General features: G+C 28.6%; 14 protein-coding genes. 5 read left to right on the top strand and 9 right to left on the bottom strand.

The window, feature by feature from the left end:
- Window positions 1-21: 21 nt before the first annotated feature.
- Window positions 22-816, top strand: coding sequence for a dimethylarginine dimethylaminohydrolase family protein (locus tag R9C05_RS02305; protein ID WP_121940788.1), 795 nt, complete (start codon window positions 22-24; stop codon window positions 814-816).
- 141 nt (window positions 817-957) lie between these two features.
- Here R9C05_RS02305 and R9C05_RS02300 read toward each other — a convergent pair whose 3' ends face one another.
- The 4 genes from R9C05_RS02300 to R9C05_RS02285 all read right to left on the bottom strand — a co-directional run bounded on the left by R9C05_RS02300 (window position 958) and on the right by R9C05_RS02285 (window position 10,794).
- Window positions 958-1,989, bottom strand: a complete 1,032-nt coding sequence (locus tag R9C05_RS02300) for a leucine-rich repeat protein (protein ID WP_318613904.1) — start codon at window positions 1,987-1,989, stop codon at window positions 958-960.
- A 233-nt stretch (window positions 1,990-2,222) separates the two neighbouring features.
- On the bottom strand, window positions 2,223-3,245 hold the full coding sequence (locus tag R9C05_RS02295) for a leucine-rich repeat domain-containing protein (protein ID WP_170141525.1): 1,023 nt from the start codon (window positions 3,243-3,245) through the stop codon (window positions 2,223-2,225).
- Between the two features lie 296 nt (window positions 3,246-3,541).
- On the bottom strand, window positions 3,542-9,526 hold the full coding sequence (locus tag R9C05_RS02290; RefSeq protein WP_318613903.1) for a hypothetical protein: 5,985 nt from the start codon (window positions 9,524-9,526) through the stop codon (window positions 3,542-3,544).
- Window positions 9,527-9,876: 350 nt separating this feature from the next.
- Window positions 9,877-10,794: a hypothetical protein gene (locus R9C05_RS02285; RefSeq protein WP_121941013.1), complete on the bottom strand. Its 918-nt coding sequence runs from the start codon at window positions 10,792-10,794 to the stop codon at window positions 9,877-9,879.
- 372 nt (window positions 10,795-11,166) lie between these two features.
- Here R9C05_RS02285 and rmuC point away from each other — a divergent pair, with 372 nt between their 5' ends.
- Window positions 11,167-12,642 carry a DNA recombination protein RmuC gene (rmuC, locus tag R9C05_RS02280; RefSeq protein ID WP_121941014.1) on the top strand — a complete coding sequence of 492 codons (1,476 nt, stop codon included), beginning with the start codon at window positions 11,167-11,169 and terminating at the stop codon, window positions 12,640-12,642.
- A gap of 97 nt (window positions 12,643-12,739) precedes the next feature.
- On the opposite strand, the gene tuf is transcribed toward rmuC, so the two are convergent.
- From tuf to trpS, 4 genes are all read right to left on the bottom strand, one after another.
- On the bottom strand, window positions 12,740-13,933 hold the full coding sequence (tuf, locus tag R9C05_RS02275) for an elongation factor Tu (RefSeq protein WP_121941015.1): 1,194 nt from the start codon (window positions 13,931-13,933) through the stop codon (window positions 12,740-12,742).
- A gap of 237 nt (window positions 13,934-14,170) precedes the next feature.
- Window positions 14,171-16,270 carry a hypothetical protein gene (locus R9C05_RS02270; protein ID WP_121941016.1) on the bottom strand — a complete coding sequence of 700 codons (2,100 nt, stop codon included), beginning with the start codon at window positions 16,268-16,270 and terminating at the stop codon, window positions 14,171-14,173.
- Between the two features lie 184 nt (window positions 16,271-16,454).
- A complete protein-coding gene (thrS, locus tag R9C05_RS02265) occupies window positions 16,455-18,194 on the bottom strand; it encodes a threonine--tRNA ligase (protein WP_121941017.1) in 1,740 nt (579 codons plus the stop codon).
- Window positions 18,178-19,182, bottom strand: coding sequence for a tryptophan--tRNA ligase (gene trpS, locus R9C05_RS02260; protein WP_121941018.1), 1,005 nt, complete (start codon window positions 19,180-19,182; stop codon window positions 18,178-18,180). Before trpS ends, thrS begins: the two co-directional genes overlap by 17 nt.
- A gap of 194 nt (window positions 19,183-19,376) precedes the next feature.
- Between trpS and R9C05_RS02255 the strand changes: the two genes are divergently transcribed.
- From R9C05_RS02255 to R9C05_RS02245, 3 genes are read left to right on the top strand one after another with little or no spacing between them, the layout of a single operon-like run.
- On the top strand, window positions 19,377-19,751 hold the full coding sequence (locus R9C05_RS02255) for a PTS glucose transporter subunit IIB (protein ID WP_121941019.1): 375 nt from the start codon (window positions 19,377-19,379) through the stop codon (window positions 19,749-19,751).
- Window positions 19,738-22,968, top strand: a complete 3,231-nt coding sequence (locus R9C05_RS02250; RefSeq protein ID WP_277870195.1) for a DEAD/DEAH box helicase — start codon at window positions 19,738-19,740, stop codon at window positions 22,966-22,968. Before R9C05_RS02255 ends, R9C05_RS02250 begins: the two co-directional genes overlap by 14 nt.
- A 13-nt stretch (window positions 22,969-22,981) precedes the next feature.
- Window positions 22,982-23,941: a hypothetical protein gene (locus R9C05_RS02245; RefSeq protein WP_121941021.1), complete on the top strand. Its 960-nt coding sequence runs from the start codon at window positions 22,982-22,984 to the stop codon at window positions 23,939-23,941.
- A gap of 28 nt (window positions 23,942-23,969) precedes the next feature.
- Here R9C05_RS02245 and def read toward each other — a convergent pair whose 3' ends face one another.
- On the bottom strand, window positions 23,970-24,524 hold the full coding sequence (def, locus tag R9C05_RS02240) for a peptide deformylase (RefSeq protein ID WP_121941022.1): 555 nt from the start codon (window positions 24,522-24,524) through the stop codon (window positions 23,970-23,972).
- Between the last annotated feature and the right edge of the window lie 6 nt (window positions 24,525-24,530).

Below are 24,530 nucleotides of genomic sequence, written 5' to 3'. Positions count from 1 at the left end.
CATATTTAAGGAGCAAATATTATGGCTAAAAAACCAGTTTATAAACAATTTATTGTTAAATGACCAAGTAAATCATTGATCGATGGTATTACAGGACACCCTGAATTAGGCATTCCTGACTATGACAATGCTATGAAACAATTTCAACACATGATTGACACTTTCAAAAGTCTAGACATTAAAGTTATTGAACTTAAAGCAGCTGAAGAATATCCTGACTCATGCTTCGTAGAAGACCCAGTAGTTATTATTCCGGGAGAACTTGCAATTCTAACTAATCCAGGTGCATCATCACGTAATGGGGAAAAGAATTTAATGTTACCTACAATTAAAAAATACTTCTCAGAAGATAAAATCAAATATATTAAAGCCCCAGGTTTTATGGACGGTGGCGATGTACTTCCAATTGGAGACACATACTATATTGGAAATAGTGCAAGAACCAATATGGAAGCTATTAAACAATTTGAAGCAATCGTAAAACCTTTAGGCAAGAAAGTAGTTCCAATTCCAGTTACTGAATTCTTACACTTAAAAACAGGAACAACTTATATTGAAAATAATAATCTTCTTGTAACAGGTGAATTTGCACACACTAAAGAATTTGATAAATTTAATAAAATCGTTATTCCTAAAGAAGAAGACTACGCAGTTAATGTTTTATACATAAATGGCACAATTGTTATGCCAGCAAACTATCCAAAAACTAAGGCAATGTTGGAAAAATTAAGCGGATACAAGAAAATTGTTGAAGTTGATACATCAGAATACAAAAAAATTGATGGTGGTCTAACTTGCTTATCAGTAAGATTCTAATCTATTAATAAATTAAAAGGGCGAGAATACTCGCCTTTTTTAAATTTACTTTTTACTTATTCCCACCAATTTTAAACACTATAATTTTTTAACTAGACGAAAGAAAAAAACCACGCAAGAATTTTTGCGTGATCTTTCTCCTTATTTAATATATTGAATTTCTTTAATTTGAGTTGCTTTATCAAATTCAACCTTGTTGGTGTCATATAAAGTTTGTTTAATAATTAATTTATTAATTGTTACTTTCTTAAATGCATCTAAATTAATTTTGGTTACTGTTTCAGGAATTTTTAGTTCTTGAATTTCAGCTGCATGAAATGCTTCTTGAGCAATTTCTGTTAAATCAGCAGGGAGTACCAATTTAGTAATTTTTGAATTTATAAAGTGATAGTGTCCACTAAATTTAACACCAGTAGGAATTACTAATTCTCCGCCTACATAATTACTAAATGCAGAATTTTCAATTTTTTCTAATGAGTTAGGTAATATAAACTTTTTAATATTTACTTTTCCCATATTTGATTTTGAAAACGCGAAAGCACGTTGTCCAATTATTTTAATTTTCGCTCTAATTTCTATTTCATCAAGTTCAAATCCAAGTTGGCTGAAAATTTGTTCTCCAAGTTCGGTAATTGCAGTTTCTCCTATTTTTTCAGGAATGATTAATTTTTTAGCTTTATTTGGTAATTCATCAACATTAATTAAAATTGATATGTCTTTTGCATTTAGTACACCACCTTCAACCTTCAAATTATCATTTATAAATTTAATACTATTAGGAAGATTGCCATTGCCGACTTTATGAGTTGCCTCTAAAGTTTTAAATGCTTTTTTAAGATTAGCTTTAGCTTCTTCAGCTTTGCCTTCTTCTACTATTGCTTTTGCTTTTTCCAGTTCAGCTTTGAAAGTTTCATAGTCTTTTTTTGTTACTACTTTTTGGCCAGATTCAAAGTCATCTTGATTAACGGCATCGCCTTCAAAAATTTCAAGTTTGTGTTTGCTCTTAATGTTTTCTTCACTAAAATCATTAATTAAAGTTTTAAGTTCATCAAGTTTTGGTGTTGGGTCTGGAACTGGAATTGGTTTTGGTTTTTCATTTTTACAACTTGCTGAAATAAGTGCTACTGTTGGAACAAAAAGTGCCATTGCAGCGAATAATTTTTTAAATTTCATTTTAATTTCCTTTCTGATTTTATTTAAACACTTATATAAAACAATCTAAATTCTTTTAATTAATTTATATAAAAATTTACAAAAACAAACATTTTCATAAGACTTTTTTGTAAATTTTAAAATTTTTTCTGATTTTTTCAATCTTCAAAAAAACTCTTTGAAACAATGTTTTTTGCTAAAAAATTAAAAGAAAAAAACCATACAATCTCTTGCATAGTTTAATTTTGAATTGTTTATTCAACTTTTACGATTTCTGTTATTTTGTTAGCTTTCTCAAATTCAGATTTATTTGCATCGTATAATGATTTTTTCACAATCAATTTTTCAATTGTTGCGTCTTTAAACGCATCTGGCTCAATTGATGTAACTGTTTCAGGGATTTTTAGTTCTCCAATTTCAGCATTATGAAATGCCTTAAAAGGAATGGCTGTTAAATCATCTGGAAGAACTAAGTGTTTAATTTTAGAACTAAAAAAGTGGAATGAAGAGTCAAATTTAGCTCCTTTTGGAAGAATTAGTTCATCACATCTAAAATTTCCAAAAGCAGAGTAACCAATAATTTTTAATGATGATGGTGCTACAAATTTATTAATTTTGCCTGTTGTATTTGTTAATGTTGTGTAATAAAATGCACTCGCTCCAATTTTAGTAATTTTTGCTCTAAATTCAATTTCTTCAAGTTGAATTTCTAAATTGATAAATGCACCATCTCCGATTTCTGAAATTACTGAGCCGTTAAGATTTTCAGGGATGATTAATTTTTTTTGAGAAAAAGTTGCACCCATTAATGAATTTGCTGCCTTTTCAACTAATTTTTGTGTGTCAACCTTCATATATTTTTCTAAGAATTTAATACTGTCTTCTAAACAACCAGTACCAATTTTAATTGCTGCTTCAAAAGCAACAATTGCTTTTTCAAGATCTTTTTTAGCTTGTTCGGCTTCTTCTTCCTTTATTACTGCATTTGCTTTATTTCAAGCAGTTAGATAAACATGATAATCATCATTACCCATTACTTTTTTGTCTTTGCTAATGTCGTCAACATTTACTGTAGGCACTGCCAAAAAAGTTAAGTTGTGTTTTGCTTTCAATTTTTCGTCTGTGTTTTCTGCTGCAAATGCTTTAAGTGCATCTAGTTTAGGAGTTTGCTCCGGATTTGGTTTTGGCTTAGGTTTTTCGTCCTTGCATCCTGCCGAAATAAGTGCTGCTGCTGGAACAAATAATGCCATTACTGCGAATAATTTTTTAAATTTCATAACAATTTCCTTTCTGAATATAGATAAATGAAAATAATTGTAAAAATTAATTTTCACAATCAAAAACATTAAATCAAAAATACTATCCTTAAATAGTATTTATTTTTTAGTTGCTTAAGAAATTGCAAAAAAAATTTCATATTTTAGATTTAAAGCACATATTTTTTTGTTTTTTTGATTTGCGAAAAAAAGGAACTGAAGGTTATTTCTAAAGAAACAAAGCAAAAGAAAAAAAAGGGGGGAACAAAAAGCGAAAGAGATTTCCTTCGCTTTTTATAATTGTTTTTTATAGTTAATTATCTAAATTTTTTGAACACTGTTAGTAGCATTGAAACAATAGCAGCAAGTCCTAGGAATAGAAGAATATTAAGAGCAAGTCCAGCTTTTGCACTATTTCTTAGTGAGGCTGAGATTTTATCTTGTTTAGAAGGAACAGGCATTGCATCGCTTGCTTTTTTATTAAGGTCTTTTACTCTTGGAATTAAGTCTTTTATGTCGTTAAGGTCATCATCTTGTTGCAAGTCTTTTTCTCCATCAAGAGCAAGCAATTGTTTTGATTTTTGTTTAACTTCACTGTAACCTGGCAAGGTTTTTGCATATTCTTCTTTAGTTAATAAGCTTTCAAATTCACTTTTTAGAATCTTCATTAAGTTGTCAAGTTCATGAGCATTGTTTAATACTGTATTAACGTCAATTGAATGTTTTGCAACTAAATATTGTTTTTTAGTTCAATCTTTTTGAACTTGAGTTAAGTATTGTTTTTCATCAATTCTTTTATTAAATTCACCAGTTCCTAATTCATTTAATTTTGTAATTTCACTTTTCATTGAATTTACAAGATCAATATTAATTTTGTTTGGATCTTTTCCATCTAAAATTAATTGATTTAATTTTTCAACAGATGCTTTAATATCTAAATTGTTGTGCAATGGTTGAGTTTTTTCAATTAATGTTTCAGCTTCAGCTGTTGCTCTTGCAATTTGTTTTTGTAAATCTTCTAAGCTTTCTTGTTCATTGTTTAATTTACCGTTAAGTGCTTCTTTAGCTTCACGAGCTTCTTTGATAATAGCAATAACTTCTTCTCTGTTTTTGTTTTCTGAGAATTTCAAGTTTAAGTAAGCTATATCAAATCTATCTTTTTTAGCTTGAATATCATCTAGATAAATACTTAAAGTTGTAACGTCTTTATAATCATTAATCAAATCATTTACTATTTTCATTTCTTTATCTAAAGCTTCAGATTCAATAAAGATTTGATTCATTGTTTTTACTTCGCCAAAAGTTTTAAGTTGGTCTTTGAAGTGTTGAGTTTGTGAACTATTTAGATTTGTTAAACCTTGAACAAAGGTTTTTAGAATGCTTAATAGTTCGCCAGTAACTTCATCTTTAATAACATTAAAGTTTTGTGAAGTTGCAGCTTCTACTTTTTTAATTAATTCTTGTTTTTTACTATTTTCTGGTCATTTAGTTTGATTAATTAAAGTAATTAGTTTAGCTTTACTTGCATCTAAATCTTCAAGATCAGAAATTTCTTTTCTAATTGCATCAAGGTCAGCAAAACTTGAAGCAGCGTCAACTTTACCTTTAAAGTAACTCTTTTGACTTGGATTTAATTTAGGATTGTTTTCAATTTCAGTCTTTAAATCTTTTTTGGCTTGATCAAGAGTTGAAACACCTTTTAAAGCATTTTTGGCTGCTTTAACGTTTTCAATTAAAGTTTCAACTTCTTGTTTGGTTTTGGCATCAGTGAATGTTAAGGCATCATATGCTCTGTCAAATGCTTCTTTTCTTTCTTGTTCATCTTCAGTGTAAAGTGCTGATGTTTTAACATCTTTGTAAGCGTATTTTATATCAGCAAGATCTTTCATTGCTTTTTCAAGTTCTTTAATTTTAGTTACTAAATCGTTTAAAGTTGAAGCGGCATTTTCAGGTAAAGCTTCACTTTTTAGTAAATCTTTTTGAGCTTGATTTAGGTTTAATTGAGAATCTATTAATAAATCAAAGGCATTTTTGATTTTTCCATTTATATCAAGTTCAACAAAATCAATAGTTGTAATTGTTGCATCGTCAATTGCTGTAATAATTGCAGGTTTTGCACTAGCTTCAATTATTTCTAAGGCATTAACTTTAGCTTTTAGAGCTTCTTTTTTAGCATTAAGTTTTTGTTTATTTTCTAAACTTAATTTGTCTTTTAAGTTTTTAACAGTTCAAACTTCAGCCATAGTATTTGCTTTATTAACTTCATCACCTAGCATTAGTTTTTGATCTGAAGTTAAGTAAAGATCATTGGTAATTTCAGTTCTTAATTTATCTTTTTCAGCTTGAACTCTTGCAAGACCGTCTAAATTATTTTTAGCATCGTTTGCGTTTTGAATTAAAGTAAGAACTTCATCATTAGTTTTACCATCAATAAAGGTTAATGCTTGGTAAGCTTGCATAAATGATTGTTTTTTGGCTTCTTCTGCTTCTTTATAGTTAGGTTCATTGAAGACATCTCTTAGACTTTCGATTAAGTCTTTTAAAGTCTTCATGGTGCCATCGAGTTGGATGGCTTTATCATATTGAGTAAATAGTTCAATAATTTTTGTTAATGAACCTGCTTCAGTTTTAAGTACATCTTTTTGAGCTTGGTTTAAGTTAGCAAGGGTTTGTAGATGAGTTTGAAGCATAACTTTTAAATCATTTGTAACTTCTTCTACTGTTTGTAAAATAGTTGTAGAAGTCATTGCGTCAGCTTTAGAAATTAAAGAAGTTTTTTCACTAGGTGTTGTTCATTTTGAGTCGTTAATTTGTTGTTTTAATGCTTGTTTAATTATATCTAGGTTAGATTTAATGTAATCTTCCATTTCTTGTCTAATAGGATCTAAATCAGCAAGTTTTGTAGCAGCAGCAACTTTTGGAAGTAAGATTGCTTTTTGTGAAGGTTCAAGATATGGATGATCTTGAATTTCTTTAGTTAAAGCATCTTTTGCTGCCTTTAAAATATTTGCATCACCATTTAATGCATTTTTAGTTGATATTAAAGCATTTTTTAAAGCATCAACAGCAACCTTATCTTTAGCGTCAGTAAAGGTTGAATTTGCATAAGCTTGATCATAAGCTTCTTTTTTAGCTTGGTCAGCTTTTATGTAATTATCAGTTGCTATTACAGTTGGATAATTTGCTTTTTCTTCGCTTAAAGCAAGCATTGACGCATCAAGTGCTTTTGCATTAGTATATTCTGTTGCAAAGTTCTTTGAACTTGAATCTAATGTTTGAGGAATTTTTGCAATATAAACTTGTCTTTGAGCATCGTTTAAGTTAACAAGATTTACTAAAGAAGTTTGCATTGAAGCTTTAATGGTGTCTCATAAACTTGTTTTAACTGACTCTAAGTTTCTAATATTAATAATTGTTGTAACTACATTTTTTCATTCATCAGTTACAGTAGTTTCTTCTCAGTTTACTGCATTAATGAAATCATTAAATAATGCTTTTGTATCAATAACAATTTGTTTATTTGCAGTAACTTTGTTTTCAAATTTTTCTCTTACTGCCATTAATTGAGGAATATCAGTAGCGTTGTCAACATCTTGCAATAGTTCTGTTTTTTCATTGTCAAGTAAGTCTTGACTAGCATTAATTTCTGCTCTTAATTTATCTTTTTCAGTACCTAATTCAAGATCATCTCCATTTAAGTTGGCTTTAGCGGTTTTTAAGTCATTAAGTAGTTTAATAACAGCTGCTCTGTCTTTGTAATCAGTGAAACTTGCGGCATTATATGCATCATCATATGCCTTTTTTAAACTAGGATAAGCGTATTTATAATCTGTTGTTGTGATTACTGTTGGGTAAAGATTGCGTTCATTTTTTAAATCAAGCATCGCACTATCAAGTTTTCCTGCTTCATCATATAAATCATTTAAATATGCAATATTATTTAAATTTGCCTCAACGTTATTTGTCACGGATGCTGGAATGGATGCTATTAATTTATCTTTTTGAGCTTCAATTAAATTAACAAAATTACTTTTTTTCTTAATATTTTCTTTAAATGAATTAGTTATGTGAATGTATAATTTATCAATTCTTGAATGGACAGCATAATCTTCTCAATATGTCATCATGCTTGTTCAATCGTTTGGTTCATCATAACCCAAATCGCCAATTATGTCTCTAATAATTGTTTCTTTTCAAGTTTGGTCTTCTCATTTTATTTTATTAGTAGATTCAATAAGCATTTCACGAACTTTATATATTCCTTGTAAAGCATCCTTTTTTTCTTTAATTTTTGGATATAAAGAATCTTGGATATTTTTAAGTTCAGTATAATTAATCGTGCTAATTTCTAATACTTTTTGTCATTCAACATCAAAATTTGATTTATCAATTACATTGGCATATAAATAATTTAGTTTTTTGTTTCTAAATTCATTAATATCATAATACACCTCTTGATACAAAAAATGCATAACTGCAGCAATGTATGAACGGTCTTGGTATTCATATACATGATATTGTAGCCGTGAATCTCAGGTGCTTAGAAACGGATCGATTGGTTGGGTTATAAGAGAATTGGCCTTTTCTTGTATTTTAATTTTTTGAGAATCATTAAGAAACTCATAGTTTTCAAAACGAATAATGTAATCATCAATTGGAGCCATTCCTAAACTTTTTGCAAAGTCTTGTTGAATATCAGCACACACATTAATTCAATTATCTTTATACAAAATAGAAGTACCATCTCATATTAGATTTTTGTATTCAGTTTTTTTATTAGAGTTTATTCATGGTATAGTATCAATTTTTGCAACTAAAGCTCTAGCAACATCAATTTCACCTAATGTGGCAATTTTTGTTCTAATTGCCTTCAATGATTCTGCTGCCTGTAAAATGACTTCAGAATCTAAATTACTGTTGTGATAAATTTTTTGCGAGTTATTAAAAGCAAGATCATATTCTTGTTTTAAGCTTGTATTTGCAATGCCATAATATGAAGTTTCATTAAACTTATAATCGCTGTAATAGTTTAAATTTAACGTTAATTCATCATTGAGTATTTTCATCGAAGAGTTTAAAGTGTGTCATTTTGTTATTGCGTCAATCATATAAGTAACAATTCCGTCTGGAACATAAGAAGGACGAATTGCTTCCATTGAATAATTTGTTTGCTTGCTGCCTCAACCATCCTGTTCATAAGTTAATGGCGATATATTAGAATTAAGGTTTGACATTAAATCATCTAATTTCTTAGACGTTATGTATACAGGTTCAATAGTATTTACTGCTCCAGTATAGATATTTTTTAAGTACTTATAAAAGAATTGAAAGTATTTCTTTTTATAATCTTGTATAGTAGATAATTCAGGTGTATATGACATCAATTCGTTAAATCATGTTTCAAGTTCTGGATCCTCAGACAGCTCAAAAATTTTGTTATCTGTATTTAAAGTAGTTAAATCATTTTTGATTATGTCAACGTCATGCTCCATTGAATGAGGGTATAACTTATTTATTTCGATATCTGTTGCTGTTATAAAAGGAACAACAGCATCTCAATGATCAGATTGTGCTTTTTCTAAATAGTCTTTTGCCGCGTCGTGACGCCAATCTATAGAATGTTGTTTTGTTTTTGTTGACCCAATATATTTATAACTTCATTTTAAGTTAGAATAATCATATTTCCAAAAGTGAAAAATTCTTGATACGGCATCTGACACATATTTGATTATTTTGCAATTATTAACTAACTCCTCAAAATCTTTGAAATATCTATCTATATCACTAGAAGTTTCTAGAGTATTAGATAATATTCAACTATATGTTGGCTTCGCCATAGTGTTTGCATCAAAAATTTCTTGTGCTTTCATCTCATAAACTTTTCTTGATGAAGAAGTTGTACCCAAGAAACCTCTAAAATTTATAAAAGTATATTGGTTATCTGGTGTTGGTATTCCTAAACTTTCTACAAACCTTTTAAAATAAAAGGTAAATGTTTTTTCAGGAGCTGAAGTGTAAGTTGAGTTTCCATCGATTTTAGCTATTTCTTTTATTCAATAGTCGCTGTCCTGCCATTGTCAAAATATTCCAAACTGATCTTTCAGCATGTCACCTAATTTTTTCTTTGCGTCTGTAATCCATTGTGGCTCTGCCCTAGTTGCTCGTGTGCTTGTCACTAGTTCACTTTGAATTTCATTCTTATTTTGCTTATCAGTTCTTAAAGAAATACTTGTAAGAGGTAAAACCGTTACGGGTAAAAGTGATAATAATACAAGTAATTTCTTAAATTTCGGTTTTGACATAAGTTTTTCCTTTAAAAAATTTTATTGAATAAAAAAATGACCTACGAACTTATCAAAAAACAAATTTTAGCATAGTAGCAAAAACTTGTAAGTCATAAGATAAGTTAATAAGTTCATCAATACTATTAATATTTTTTTATTCAATCTTAAATATAGTAATTAAAAAATGCTCCCCTTAAATACCTATGGTATTAAGGGGCTACTTATGGTTTAAAAATAACTTAACTTCTATTTATTTTGCATTTTTTTTTTTTTTTTTAGATTTGCTGATTTTGTGGTATAAGCAAAATTCGTGCTTTTTTAAATAAAAATACAGCAACAAAGTCACTGTATTTATTATCTATTTTTTTTTATTCTTTAATTCCTACAACAATTGAACTTTCAAGAGTTGCAAGAGCATCTTGTAAGTCTTGTTTAGCCTTATCAACTTCTTCTTCTTTTGAAACAAGTTTTGCTTTTTCTACTTCTTGTCCATATTTAGTAACATATTGCTCTTCTATTACTTTTTTGCCTTTTTGAAGATCTTTTGGTTCAACTGGTGCATTTACTATTTCAACATCTTTTAAAATTCCATTTGCTTTTAAAGCATTAACTTCAACAGAAGCAATATATTCTTTGAAAAGATCAAGCTTTGTCTTTGTTTTTATTCCTACAACAATTGAACTTAAAAGCTTTTCAACCGCCTTTTCAAGTTCTTTTTTCATTTCATCTGCTTTGCCTTCATCTTTGAATGCACTAGCTTTTTCTAATACTTTACGATATTCTTCAACTGCTTTGTTTGCAATTTGTTTTACACCTTGCAAAATTTCTTCTTTTGGTTTTACTTTTTCTACTTTAGTTACATCCTTAAGTAAGATTTCAATAGTAACTGTGGCAACATAAGTTTTTAATGAATCAAGTTTTGGGGTTGTTGAGTCTGCACCTTTTGTTCCTACAACAATTGCAGCCTCAAGATTTTGAATAGCATTTTCAAGTTCTTTTATAGCTTGGGCCGCTGCTTTTTCAGTTTTGACACTTTTGGCCTTTTCTAAAACTTCTTCATATTTTTTAACATCTTCTCTTGCAATTTGTTTTTTACCATTTTCAAGTTCTTCTGCGGGTAAGGGATGAATAACAATGTCAACGCCTTCTAAAAGTGTTTGAGTAGAACTTTTTTTAATTAAACGTTTAAGATTATTAAGTTGAGGTAACGCAGAACAACTTGCAACAAGCAATGCGGTAGTTGGAAGGCATATTAGTGATGCCAATAATGTCTTTTTTAATTTCATTTCATTTCCTTTCGTGGAATTAATTTCAAATCATTAAATACAATAAAAAGTATATTTATTTATATTTAATAACCACTATAAATTATAAAAAAAACACACAAAAATCAAACATAAAGAAATTTAATATACTAAAAAAATACACTTTTATTACTATTTTTATGACTAAAACAAATTAAACACAATTACAAATTAGTAAGTCTTATTTCATAAAAATGTTGTTTTTTTATGTCAAAAATTTCTGCAAAAAATTTTATCACACTTATTTTAAATGCCTCAAAATTCGAGAAAACTTCAGGAAAACTTTAGGAAAAATTTGAGAAAACTTTGTGAAAGAAATTGTGTATACTTTAAATAGAAATAAGGAGGGAAGATATGCAAATTGCGTTAATTGTGGTCTCAATCTTATGCCTGATAGCACTAAGCCTGCTTCTAATTTTAACCATTAAATCATTAAAAAATAAAGGTCAAATTGATATAAGTAAAAACACTGATATCAAAGAAATTAAAGAAAAAATAATAGGAATTGAAAAGGTTGAAAATACCTTATTTGATCAAAATTCAAAATTTGTTGAAAATTCAAATAATAATTTTGGCTCATTTAAAAGTGAAATGACAAAAATTTTAAGTAAAGAAATTGAAAAAATTAATGAAAAATTTCAAGACAAGCTTAAAGAAATCAATAGTTTATTATTAAGTAACATTAAGCAACAAAATGATTTTAAAGAATCAATTAACAAAGATATTATTAATTTAAAAGAAATTAATAGCGAAACAATAAAAAAATCATCTGATGAATTCAATAAAAGAATTGTTGAGGGCCTTGCAACAATTAATAAAGAAATTGATGATAAACTTAGAACAAAAATTGAACAAAAAATATCAGACTCATTTACAAATTTAAAAGAAGACATTTCAACTGTAAGTAAAAATTTAAATGAGTTCGGTGTTATGTCTCAAGAATTAACTAAAGTCAGAAAATTATTTGAAGGAGTTAAAACAAGGGGGACAGGCGGTGAGTTTTTACTTGAAGATTTACTTGCTGACGAAATTCCAAATGATTTACTTTTAAGACAAGTTAATATTTTGAAAACCAAAAGTGCTGAAAATGTTAATTTTGATCCTGATGAACTTGTTGAAAATGGTGAAGTTAAAAATCAATTGGTTGATTTTGCAATCAAACATAAAGATCCAAAAAGCGGACAAGTATTACTAATTCCTATTGATTCAAAGTTTCCTATTGAATCTTTTCAAAAATATAATGATGCAAATAGCAAAGAGGAACAAGAAAAAGCATTTAAACAATTTAAAAATGATGTGCTTAAAATGGCTAAATCAATTAGAGAAAAATATATTAAGCCTGGAATTACTACACCTTATGCTATTTTGTATGTACCAAGTAATACAATTTTCCTAAAAGCATCTGAATTTTATGCAAGCTTGCCAAAAGATATTGTTTTAGTAGGTCCTACTCTACTTAAACCTATGCTTGTTAGTTTGAGAATGTTTAATAATGTAAGCTTTATGCAGGAAAATTTGAGAAAAATTTATTCATCTTTAGAATCATTAGAAACTACTGTTGGTTATATTGATAGTAATTTAAGTGATGTTTTGAAAAGTTCAAATACAATTACTAGCAAAGCAACAAAAGCAAGAGTTCATATTGGATCTGCACTTAAAAAAGTGCAATCAATTACTAAGCAAGCTGACAAATTTAATAAAGAACAAGGTGAGGATGTTTCTGAATTAAAAAAAGTTGCTCAAAAAGAAAAGAAACTTCTTCTTCAAAAGATGAATGAAGACGATGAAACAAATGATTTTACCGATAATGAGTCAGAAGAAGAAAATTAAAAAACTAGCAATTAAGTTTGCTAGATTTTTTTATTAAAAATGGCACTTAGGTTGGATTTTTAAATAAAAAAGCGAACGCAAAGTTCACCTTTTTAAACTATTTAATAATTTTGGTTACTGATCCAGCACCAACAGTTCTTCCACCTTCACGGATTGAGAATTTTGTACCTTCTTCAACTGCGATAGGTGCAATTAGAGTAACTTTTAGTTCAACGTTGTCGCCAGGCATAACCATTTCACGTCCAGCTTTGAATTCAATTCCACCGGTAACGTCAGTTGTTCTAAAGTAGAATTGAGGTTTGTAGTTTTTGAAGAAAGGAGTGTGACGTCCACCTTCTTCTTTTTTAAGAACATAAACTGTAGCATCGAAAACGGTGTGAGGAACGATTGTTTTAGGTTTTGCTAAAACTTGTCCACGTTCAATGTCTTGACGGTCAATACCACGTAGTAAAAGACCAGCATTGTCTCCAGCTTGAGCTTGTTTTAAGTTCTTTCTGAACATTTCAATTCCAGTAACAACAGTTTTTTTGGTTTCTTTTAGACCAACAATTTCAACTTCTTCGTTAAGTTGTAGAACACCACGTTCAACTCTACCAGTTGCAACAGTTCCACGACCTGTAATTGTGAAAACGTCTTCAACAGCCATTAAGAATGGTTTGTCAACTTCACGCTTAGGTTCATCTATATATTTGTCAACTGCTTCCATTAATTTCATGATGCTTTCTTCATATTTAGCATCACCTTGTAATGCTTTTAGAGCTGATCCAGCAATAATAGGAGCATTTTCGCCATCAAATCCATATTCTGAAAGTAATGAACGAACATCCATTTCAACAAGTTCGATGATTTCATCTCTTTCATCGTCTTTGAACATATCGATTTTGTTTAGGAAAACAATAATTTTTGGAACACCAACTTGTTTTGCAAGAAGAATGTGTTCACGAGTTTGAGGCATAGGTCCATCGGTTGCAGCAACAACTAAGATAGCACCATCCATTTGAGCGGCACCAGTGATCATGTTTTTAACATAGTCAGCGTGTCCTGGACAGTCAACGTGTGCATAGTGACGTTTTTCTGTTTGATATTCAATGTGTGATGTATTAATAGTAATACCACGAGCTTTTTCTTCAGGTGCATTGTCGATTGAAGCATAGTCACGAGCTTCTGCAAGACCTTTTTTAGCTAGAACTGTAGCAATAGCAGCAGTTAAAGTAGTTTTACCATGGTCAACGTGACCGATTGTACCAATGTTAACGTGTGGTTTTGAACGGTCAAAATCTAATTTAGCCATTTTTATCCTTTCATTTTTTTATAAAGTTATTCAAATAATTATGTAAAACGCGTTTTACCAACCTAAGCATAGCCCTTCCACTATGTCCTGTCCATCGCGTAATTTGGCTCTTATAATTTTAACAAAAAAAGCAATTTGTTATCAAATTATTTTACCTAACTAAGAAAGGGTTAGAACAAAATAAAAAAGTCTAGTAAAACTAGACTTAAATTATTCACTAAATTTGTAAATTAAGATTTAGTAACTAAAACCAGGAAGTTTAAGTTTTAAAGTTTCAACTTTTCCATCTTTTTTATTTTTAATTGTAAATGAAATATGAACATAGGTTGAAAAGTGGGCTTTTTTCCTTTCAGATTTAAGTTCATCAACATTAATTTTGATTTCAAAGTTTTTGGTTTCTTCTTCATTAAATACGATAGCGTTTTTTGCATACTTATTAAATAAGTCAGCGAACTTGTGAATTTCATCTAAAGTTTGATTTTCAATAGCGTTTTCTAAACCATAAAAACTTACATAGAATGAACCATCAAATTCATCGTTTAAAACTTTGATTTTATCTTTTGCAGATTTAAATTTGGTTAAATCTTTTGAAGTTGGGTAATTTTTAATTGCTGCATCAAGAAGTGTTTTGATTTCTTTAAGTTTTGGTAAGAAAGTTGGATATTGTTTGTAAACTTTTTCTTTATATAAACTGTTGGTTTTGTAAGTTTCATCAAAGTCTTTTAAGGCAGTTAAAATTTCCTCGGCTTTATCTTTTTTAGCATTGTCTTTTTTTAATTCTTCACATTTTGTTTTAAGTTCATTTACAAATTCTTCAACCTTTTCTTTGAATAATCCATCTGTTTTGAAAGCATCAAATTTTGCTTTTGAATCTTCAACATTTTCAAAACCAGTTAAGGTTTTTTCTAACTCATTCATCTTAGTTTCAACTTCTTCAAATTTAGAAAGCAGAGGTAGAAGTTTTGATGCCTCATCGACAATATTGTCTAATATTTTTTTCTTAAGTTCACTAATGAATTTGTCAGGTTTTATTGAGTATGCTGCAGTGTGAAAATCTAAGAAAGTTTGAGTTGTTAAAGTTGCGGCACCAATTTTAAATACAGTATTGAAATTATGAAGTTCAATAGGTTTTGGATCTAAAGGATTTGTTGAAGGTTTGTTTGAAATTGTTTCACCAGTTAAAATATCAGTAACATCAAAAACAAGTTGCAATTTGTATTCACTAACTCCTAAATTAACTGGAATTTGTTCAACAACTCCAGGCGAAATTTCTTCTCCTTCAATCATTTTGATTGTGTCAAGTGGGCCTGATTCTTCTTTATTTAATTTAATATCAAATGATTTTACAATGTTATCATCAAACTTAGCATTTAAGTACTTTGTAAGAGCAACTCTCAATTCGATAAAGTCCTTTGCAGAAGATAGTTTTTCGAAAATTTGTTGTGAACTCATTTCTCTTGCAATGCTTGGAATTTTAGTTGGAATTTCAATTCCTGCAAAGTTAGAAACCATGTTAAATCCATAGACAAAAAACATAGTGTCAATTCATGTAGATTCTGTTTTTAATTTGTGAGAAACTTTCAAGTGGACATTAGTATCTCCATGGTCGTGAAGTCATTTTCAATCAATTTTGAAATCATAATTTTCATCAAGATTTCCAGTTATATAAATTCATTCTTTTAAGAATTCAATTTGTTTTTTAACATCATTTTTGTATTCAGCTTTTTCCATTTCAGCTTTTGCTAATTTTCAAAAATCTGAGCTTTTTACCTTGCTTGCTTTTGGTGTAACTGAACCATGAATTTTTAATCCAGCACCTTCAAATTCGACATTTCCTGAAGTTGCGTCAAACTTAAATCCATTGATGCTAAATTCTTTACTTTGATTAAAGTTTTTGTCTTTTGTGCTTGTAATTTTAATTTTAAAAACAAGTTCTCCACCAGCAACTGCTTTAATGCTTTCTTTGTCAAATTTAACTTCATAATTTTCTTTTTTGAAAACTTTGAAGTGAACATATGGTTCTAAAATTTTCTCAATTTCTTCGTTTGAAGTTGTATTTTTAAGTTTTTCTGCAACCTCTTCAGCAGTAATTTCGCCAGCTTTTGATTTAAGTTTTGCTAAAAACATAATTCCTAAATTATTATCAATTTCTTGAATTAGTTCATTAAAACTTTTTTCACTTACATTTTCTGGTTTTTTAAGCCCGTATTGATTGTCTTCTTTTTGATCTTTATCTGGGTTAGGTTTTGGTTTATTATTTTCACATGCTGCTGATAATGCAACAGTTGGAATTAAAGCCAAAGTTGGAACTATATATAAGCATTTAAATTTTTTCATTTTTTCTCCTTGGACAAAAAATATTATAAAATATGTTTAGAAAAATTGTTAAAAAAAACCAAATTTCTTCATTTTTTCTTTACTTTTAATTTAATAAAAATTGGGCAAAGAGAATTTTATGTAGCTATTTTTCAAAGAAAATAAGTAAAAAAAATGCCTTCCGGCAAATTCTTTTTTTTGCATATTACTTCTTTGATTTAATAAGCTTTCTCATGATTTGAACAAGTTCTGCTTTAGTCATTATTTTAGTTTCATCACTGCCATATTCTCTTACTGCAAGTGTGTTGTTTTCAATTTCATTATTACCTAAAATAACAAGAAACTTAGTTTTTGTAATTTGAGCATCACGGATTTTTTTGTTAATTCTTTCATTTCTTAAATCAACATTGACATTGAAATCTTTATCTAAAAGATCTTCATAAAGTTTTTGACATTCTTTATTTTGATCTTCGCTAATTGGCAATATTGTTACTTGACGTGGACTTAATCAAAAAGGTAAAACTCCTTTAGTTTGTTCTAACAAAGTAGCAATAAATCTTTCATAAGTTCCAATTAATCCGCGGTGAATTAATACTGGTGTTTGTTGAGTTTCTTTGTCATCAACGTATTTCATATCAAAACGGGCTGGAAGTAGAAAATCAAGTTGTAAAGTTGACATTGTTATGACTTTTCCGAGTGCAGTTTTAACTTGCATGTCAATTTTTGGACCGTAAAATGCTGCTTCACCAACAAATTCTTTGTACTTAATTTTAAGATCTTTCATAACTTTTCTAAGGTCGCTTTCTGCCTTATCTCACATCTCATCATCATTAAAGAATTTTTCTTTATCATTAGGATCTCTTAAAGAAAGTGAAATGTGATCAATTTCGATTTTAAAATCTTTAAGTGCTTGTTGGATCATTTTGTAAAGGTGTTTAAATTCACTTTCAATTTGATCTTTTCTTACAAAAACATGGCCTTCGGTTAAATCCATTGCTCTAACTCTTTCAAGTCCAGTAAGTGCTCCAGATTTTTCATAACGATAAAGGCGAGATTGTTCTGAATATCTAATTGGAAGATCACGATATGATCTTCTAGTTTGATTGAATAAAATAATGTGGTGAGGGCAAGTCATAGGGCGACCAATTAAAAGTTCGTTGTCCATTTCAATTGGGTTAAACATTGTATCTTGATAGTGAGCTCAGTGACCACTTATTTCATAAAGTTGTTTTTCACCAAAATGAGGTGTTAAAACTTCTTTGAAACCAAATTTTCTGTCAAGTTTTAAAACATAATCACGAATTGCATTGTGAATTTTCATTCCATCTTCAAGCCAAATCGGAAAACCTTGACCTGCTAGTTGGCTAAATGTAAAGATATTTAATTCTTTGCCAATTTTTCTATGATCTCTTTCTTTTCTTTCTTGAAGAATTTGTAAATATTCATTAAGTTCTTCTTCACTTTTTCAACTGGTGCCATAAATTCTTGTTAATTGTTTATTTTTTGAATCACCTTTTCAATAAGCACCTGCTAAATTTAAAAGTTTAAAATGTTTAATTTCTTTAGTTGATTCAATATGATTTCCAGCACAAAGATCGGTGAAAAGTACTTCATTTGTCTTTGGATGGATATATGAATAGAAAGTAATTTTTTTACCTTCTTTTGAAAATTCATCAAAAAGTTCCTTTTTGTAAGGTTGATTTTCAAAAGAATATTTTGAAATATCAACTTGCTTCATTTCATATCCATCGCTAGCAAGCTTTCTCATAAGCTTTTCAATTTTGGGCAAATCTGAGTCTAAAAGAGGTTCTTCAAATTCAAAATCATAATAAAAACCTTCTTCAATTGCAGGGCCTATTGCTAACTTTGTGTTTGGATAAAGTTTTAAAACTGCCGCAGCCAAAAGATGGCTAGTTGAGTGATTTAATTTACTGTCTGCTTTCATTGTTAAGTCCCATTTCTTTCATTAATTTTTTAAGGTTTTCACTTGCTATTTTTTTAGCTTTTTCCGCTCCTGCTTTAGCATGTTTATTAACTTCTTTCAAAGCAGTTTTGTATTTTGCTTGAATTTTTTCTAAAAATTCTTTTACTTCAGTTGCTACTGCAATTTTAAGTTCACTATAATTTTTGTCTTTAAAAAGTTTTTCACTTTCTTGAAGAGTTATGTTTTTCAAACTTGAATAAATGGTTAATAAATTTTTGATTCCAGGTTTTTCATCTGAAAGATAAATCTTTCCTTCGCTATCAGTTTTAGCTTTCAAAATCTTTTTGTAAGCATTTTCTGGATTTTCCAGCAAGTAGATTGATGCTTTTTCATTTTCATCAGATTTTGACATCTTCTTTGTTGGATCAACTAATGACATTATTTTTGCTCCAACTTCAGGTATAAAAGGTTCAGGAATTTTGAAGTCAAGATTAAAACGATTATTAATTCTTTGAATTATGTTTCTAGTTAGTTCAACATGTTGTTTTTGGTCAATTCCAACAGGCACAACATCAGCGTCATAAAGTAAAATATCACCAACCATTAATGTTGGATACATTAAAAGACCTGTTGGAATTGTTTCCATTCCATTTGCACTTTTAACTTTGCTTGCTTTATCTTTAAATTGTGTCATTCTTGAAAGTTCACCAATTGTTGTTAAGGTTAAAATTAGTCAATTCATAAGGCCATGTTCCATAACATCAGATTGATAAAAAATGGTGCTTTTTTCAGGCTTAACGCCACAAGCTAAATAAAGAGCGAAAATGTTTTTACGATTTTCTTCTAATTCTTTGGCATCAATTGGAAGCGTTAAAGCGTGAAGGTCGGCTATGAAAATGAAGTTTTCAAATTCATCTTGTAATTTAACTATATTACTAATAGCACCAATGTAGTTTGCAAGCGTTAGTTTACCGGTGGCAGTTATTCCACTAACTATTCTTTTTTTCATTTAAACCCCCATAAGTTTATTCTAATTTTATTACTTTTTTAGTTTTAAAAGTTAAGGTTGAACATAAAAAAGAACTTATATTTAAAAAATATAAGAATTAAAAACTTGTTTTTGAACGTCAAAAATTCCTAAACAAAGCAATAAGATTTTACTTAAAGACTATAAAATATAATTAGTAAAAGAAGGGGCAGAATATGACTTGCAAACAAAAAGCACTTTATGTATTTTTGATTATTATAACTTTTGGATTAATCTTAATTTGATGAAATAAAAAATATAAAAAAACTAAGGTTAGTACTGAACTTTCAACTAATACAAAATTACCTTTTAAGTTTGAAAAATTAGTTGAACTTTTAGGAAACAAAGATAATCTTGAAAGTGCAACTAGTACTAATAAAGTTGTAAAAATCAACTTTAAAGATAGAAAACTTATTAAAGCTGAAGATATTGCAAAACTTGATGGAGTAAGTGGAATTACTTTTCAATCAAAAGCGATTTCTTTAGTTGTTGGAAATTGTGCAAATCAAGTTGAAAAATTAATCAATAGTGAGGTTAATGATGGAAAATAAAGATAAAAAATATCAAACCTTAATGGCAAATCTTTTGAACATTGATACTTTTGATAGTTCTCTTTATTTTTCAATTGATAACGAAAGATTTTTTGATATATATCAAAGTTTTGGTGAAAAAGTTTTTGATACCATTTACAAAAAATATGATATTAGTTTAGTTTTAACTGAAGCTGGAAATAAAAAGATGATCGAAGAGATCAAAGCAGCTGAAACCAAAAATGATGTTATTACAATTTACAAAGAATTTAGTAAACGTATGCCTGATAGCACTTTCCACATGCTAGGCGATAATTTAGAAGAAGCAAAATCAAAACTTGTAAATGACCTTGAACTTGAATATCAAAAATCAATAATTAAATGAAAAAAAATTGTAAACAAAGCTCAAGGAATTAACATTGAAACAAACATTTGACCATTGCACATCGGCTTTATGTTTATTTCAGTAAAAACTGATAAAAAAACAATTTTTGCCCCTTTGTTTTTTAAGGAAGTTACCTTCGATATTAAAAATTCTTTAGTTAATTTAAATTCAAAATCCGACATTAGAATTAATTCGAAATTAATTACTTTCTTATCTCAAGAAGGATTTTTATTAAACGTTGATAACTTTGATTTTTCAAATATTTCAATTGAATCAGTAACTGAATTTTTTCAAAAAAATTGAAATCAAATGTTTGACATTCCTGAAACAATTAAAGGTCGCATCCCTTCATATACTCAAGACACAATCGAAAATACAACTATTAAATTTCATCCGGGAATGGTTTTAGGATTTTACAATGTTAGTTCAGGCTATCTTTGAAATCAAATGAAGAAAATCATTGATAATGATGAATTTGAAGATATTTTAAATCCTAGTTTTAATAAAAATGCTTATCGTGAAAAAATTGATCATGTAATTTTTGATAAAAAATTTCGTTTGTTCAAAATTCAAAACACAAACTTTTCACAAGACGTTGCAACTATTAGTTCCTTGTATCAAGATACTATAATTTGAGGACCTCCCGGAACAGGAAAAAGCCAAACAATTTCTAATTTGATTACTAACATTATTGCTCGTGGATTTACTGCGCTTGTGGTCAGCCAAAAGAAGGCGGCCCTTGATGTTTTAAAGAAACGTTTAAAGAAAGTTTCAATCTTTTGTTTGTTTGCTTTAAATGATAAAAACTTACGTCAAGAAACTTTTTATAAGCCATTAAAAGAATTTATTTATTTAGTTGAAAACTTTAAATTAACTGAAAAAGAAAATAATTTTCAAGTCTTTTCTGAAGAAGATAAATTCTATGTTGATAACTTATCTGATATATTGAAGATTGAAAATATTGATTATATTTTAGAATTTTATGGTGCTGTTGCAAAAGGAAAAATTGATGAAGAAACCTTTGAAACTCTTAAACAATTAAATCCTAAAATTCGTTACGAATTAAACAAACCTTTTTCAGATGTTAAAAATCTAAAAAAACACTTGTATCAAGTTAATTTTGGGAAAAAGCCACACATCTTTACAATCTATCCAAAAGCAATAAAACAAATGGCTGAAGTTATAATAAATTGTCCTAATTTATTCACTTTAGATGTTGATCAAGCAATTAAATTTGTAAATAAAGTTTCTCTTCAAAATGTAATGCAAGTTGATGCTTACTATAGAAAAACTCTTGAAGAAAAAACTATTGATTTAAATAATGACAAAATTTTAACAAAAATGATTTTACAAAGTACTGTTGAAAAGATGAATGATTTTACTGAAGAACAATCTCGTCTTTACACTTCTTTTGCAATGGCAATTAGAACAGGCCATTTAAAACCTTACAAGTTTTTCCACAAACATAAAGAAATGATCAAGCTTTTATTTCCTGTAATTGTCACTACTCCAGATCTTGATCTTTCAATGTGATCAAAAGAAGAATTTGACTATGCTATTTTAGATGAATCAAGTCAAATCTTTCTTGAAAGAGGAATACCAATTTTATATCTTGCAAAGAGAAAAATTCTTGCAGGCGATAGCCAACAAATGCAACCAACTCGTTGATTCTCAGTTAGTTATAATTTTGATGATGAAAATGATTTTGGAAGCATTGAATCATTACTTGATTATGCAAGTGCACGTGGTGTTTATTCAATTTTACTTGACAAAAATTACCGTTCAAAACAAGCAAGTTTAATGACATTTAGTTCAAGACATTTTTATGAATCAAAACTTGATGTTATTGATGATTTTGAAACCGGAGTAACAAACAAAAAAGCAATTGAAGTAATTCAAGTTGATGGAAAATGAGAAAATTCAACCAATATTGAAGAAGGCGACAAAGTTTTAGAAATTTTAAGGGAGAACTTACCTAAATACAAAAAGATTATTGCCTTAGTATTTAACGCAAAGCAACAAGATTATTTAATTAATAAAATCTTTAATGAATTTCCTGATCTTGAGGAAGCACTGCAAATCGAACAAATAAGTCTAAAAAATATTGAAAATATTCAAGGAGATGAAGCTGATTTGGTTATCATGTCAGTTGTTTATGATAAAAATACTTCACTTCACGGAACTTATGTTGCGCGTTCAGGCGGGAAAAATGCACTTAATGTTGCAATATCAAGAGCAAAAGAAAAAATTATTGTTGTAAAATCAATTTACGCTGAGGATGTTGAAGTAAGTGAAAATTCAACAAGTGATATGATTTTATTTAAAGATTGACTAAAATTTTTAGATCTTCCTTTAGAAAAACAAAAAAATTACTTACATACTCCACAAAAAATTAGCGATACTCAATATATTGATATGCCAATTAATACAGACTTTAAAGATATGGTAATTTCAGAAATTCAAAGTTATGTTGATGATACTAATAAATTTGAGTTCGAAATTGATTATTCAATTGGAACTAAATCAATTGATCTAGTTTTAGTTAACAAAGAAACAAAACAAATAATTAAAGGCTATGTAATTGATAATTTTGATTACAACGGAAATTACAAAGAATATGTAAAATTTAAAGATAGTATTAAATTCTTACAAGCCAAACAATATCCTATTGAAATAATTAACAAGATTAATTATTGAATCAACAAAAAAGCAATAATTCAAGAAATTCAAGAACTTACTAAAAAAGTGGAAATTCCTGCTGAAGAAAAAGAGGCAGAAATTCAAGAACCTGTGGTTTCAGAAAACCAAATTCCAGAAAAATCAATTCAAGAAACTACTATTCAAGAAATTTAAATAAAGGAACTTTATGTGAAAAAAGAGAAAGCAAAATCCAAATGAATATCCTGAAGAAGATCTCGACAATTTAAGTAAAGATGTTAGTGTTGATGATCAAATAAAATATAGCGAAATTGGAAGAAAAATTGAACGAAAAAAGAAGATAAAAAGGTGAGTATTTTTTGGACTTTCAATTGTTGGAATTACTACTGTTGTAGTAGTTGCTTTTTCTATTAAGCCTCCTAAAAATGAACTGAGACAATGAAAAGCAGATGCAAACATAATCAAATATGACAAAATAAAAGACTATGTTACTATTGCAAATAGAGCAGCAAGAACTGATATTAGTGTTGATGATATGCTTAAATCTCTTTCATTAAATCCTAGCTTGGAAAATAAGGATTTAGAGCCTTACGGAATCAAAATACTTGATAGTAATTATGCAGTTTCACTTTATAACATTTCAGTTAATACTTATAAAAAAGACATCATCTCTTTTGACATCTATTTGAGCGAAAAATTTAATCCAAGCAATTTTGCTGTTATTACTAATTTTGAACTCACAAATCTTTTACCAACTAAAGCAAAACCTTATGGTGACAAAGATGCAATAAAATCTTATTTGGACAACTTATCATTTTCTTTAACTTTAACCAGTAGTGAAAAAGTAGAGCAACTAAATGAGACAAATAAAATACTTGCCAAAATAAACTCCGAAACCGATATTCTTCTTAAAAATAGGATTTTTTTAGAAAATTTCAAAGTCAATAATTTGCTTTTTGGTTGAAGACTTTTTGAGTTTGAAGGAAACTTAGAAACCGAAATAAAAGACAATGCAATCTTCTTGAAATTTAAATCAAGGCCTTATAGAATAAGCAGAGCCGAAGCAAAATATGGAACTAAAAAATATGTATATGCAATTTATGAAACAATTGAAGATTCTAGCTTAGTTTATTCAAAAGCACTTGAAATAAAGCAAAAAAAGATTTAAAAAATTCGCTCAAAAAAGAGCGATTTTTTTAAATAACTTCACAATTTTTTGGGAGTTTCCAAGGATCCTTTTTATTAATATGATCAATAAAAAGCTTTCCTTGTAAATGATCATATTCATGTTGAAACACAATCGCAGCATAACCTACCAAGTCATATCTCTTTACCTTTTTTTCGAAATATGAATAAGCTTCTGCTACAACTCTTGCATATCTACAAACATAGCCTTCCTGGTTAGGTTCTTCTTCTTTAACTGAAAGACAACCCTCTCCTTCATTTAAAGCTAATTTACTTTCTGAATGTGCTAATAAAACTGGATTTACAAGAGCATCTTTGAAAATGATTTCTTCTTTGTCTTTTATCATTATATAAAATATATTTTTTTCAATTCCATATTGAATTGCGGCAACGCCGACTGCGGGACGAAATTGGCTTCCTTCTTCTTGTGATGAATCAACATGAAAAATCATTTTTTGAATAAGTTTTTCATCTTCTTTTTCTAAAGGAAGAGGCACATCTTTTGATTTATTTCTCAGTATTTTTGCTGGTAGTTGAACTAGTTTTACATCTTCAAATTTGAACATAATACT

Source organism: Metamycoplasma subdolum (genome assembly GCF_033546815.1).
Taxonomy (GTDB): Bacteria; Bacillota_I; Bacilli_A; order Mycoplasmatales; family Metamycoplasmataceae; genus Metamycoplasma; species Metamycoplasma subdolum.
Note: the sequence above shows the minus strand (reverse complement) of the source record. Positions and strands in the feature narration are given on the sequence as shown.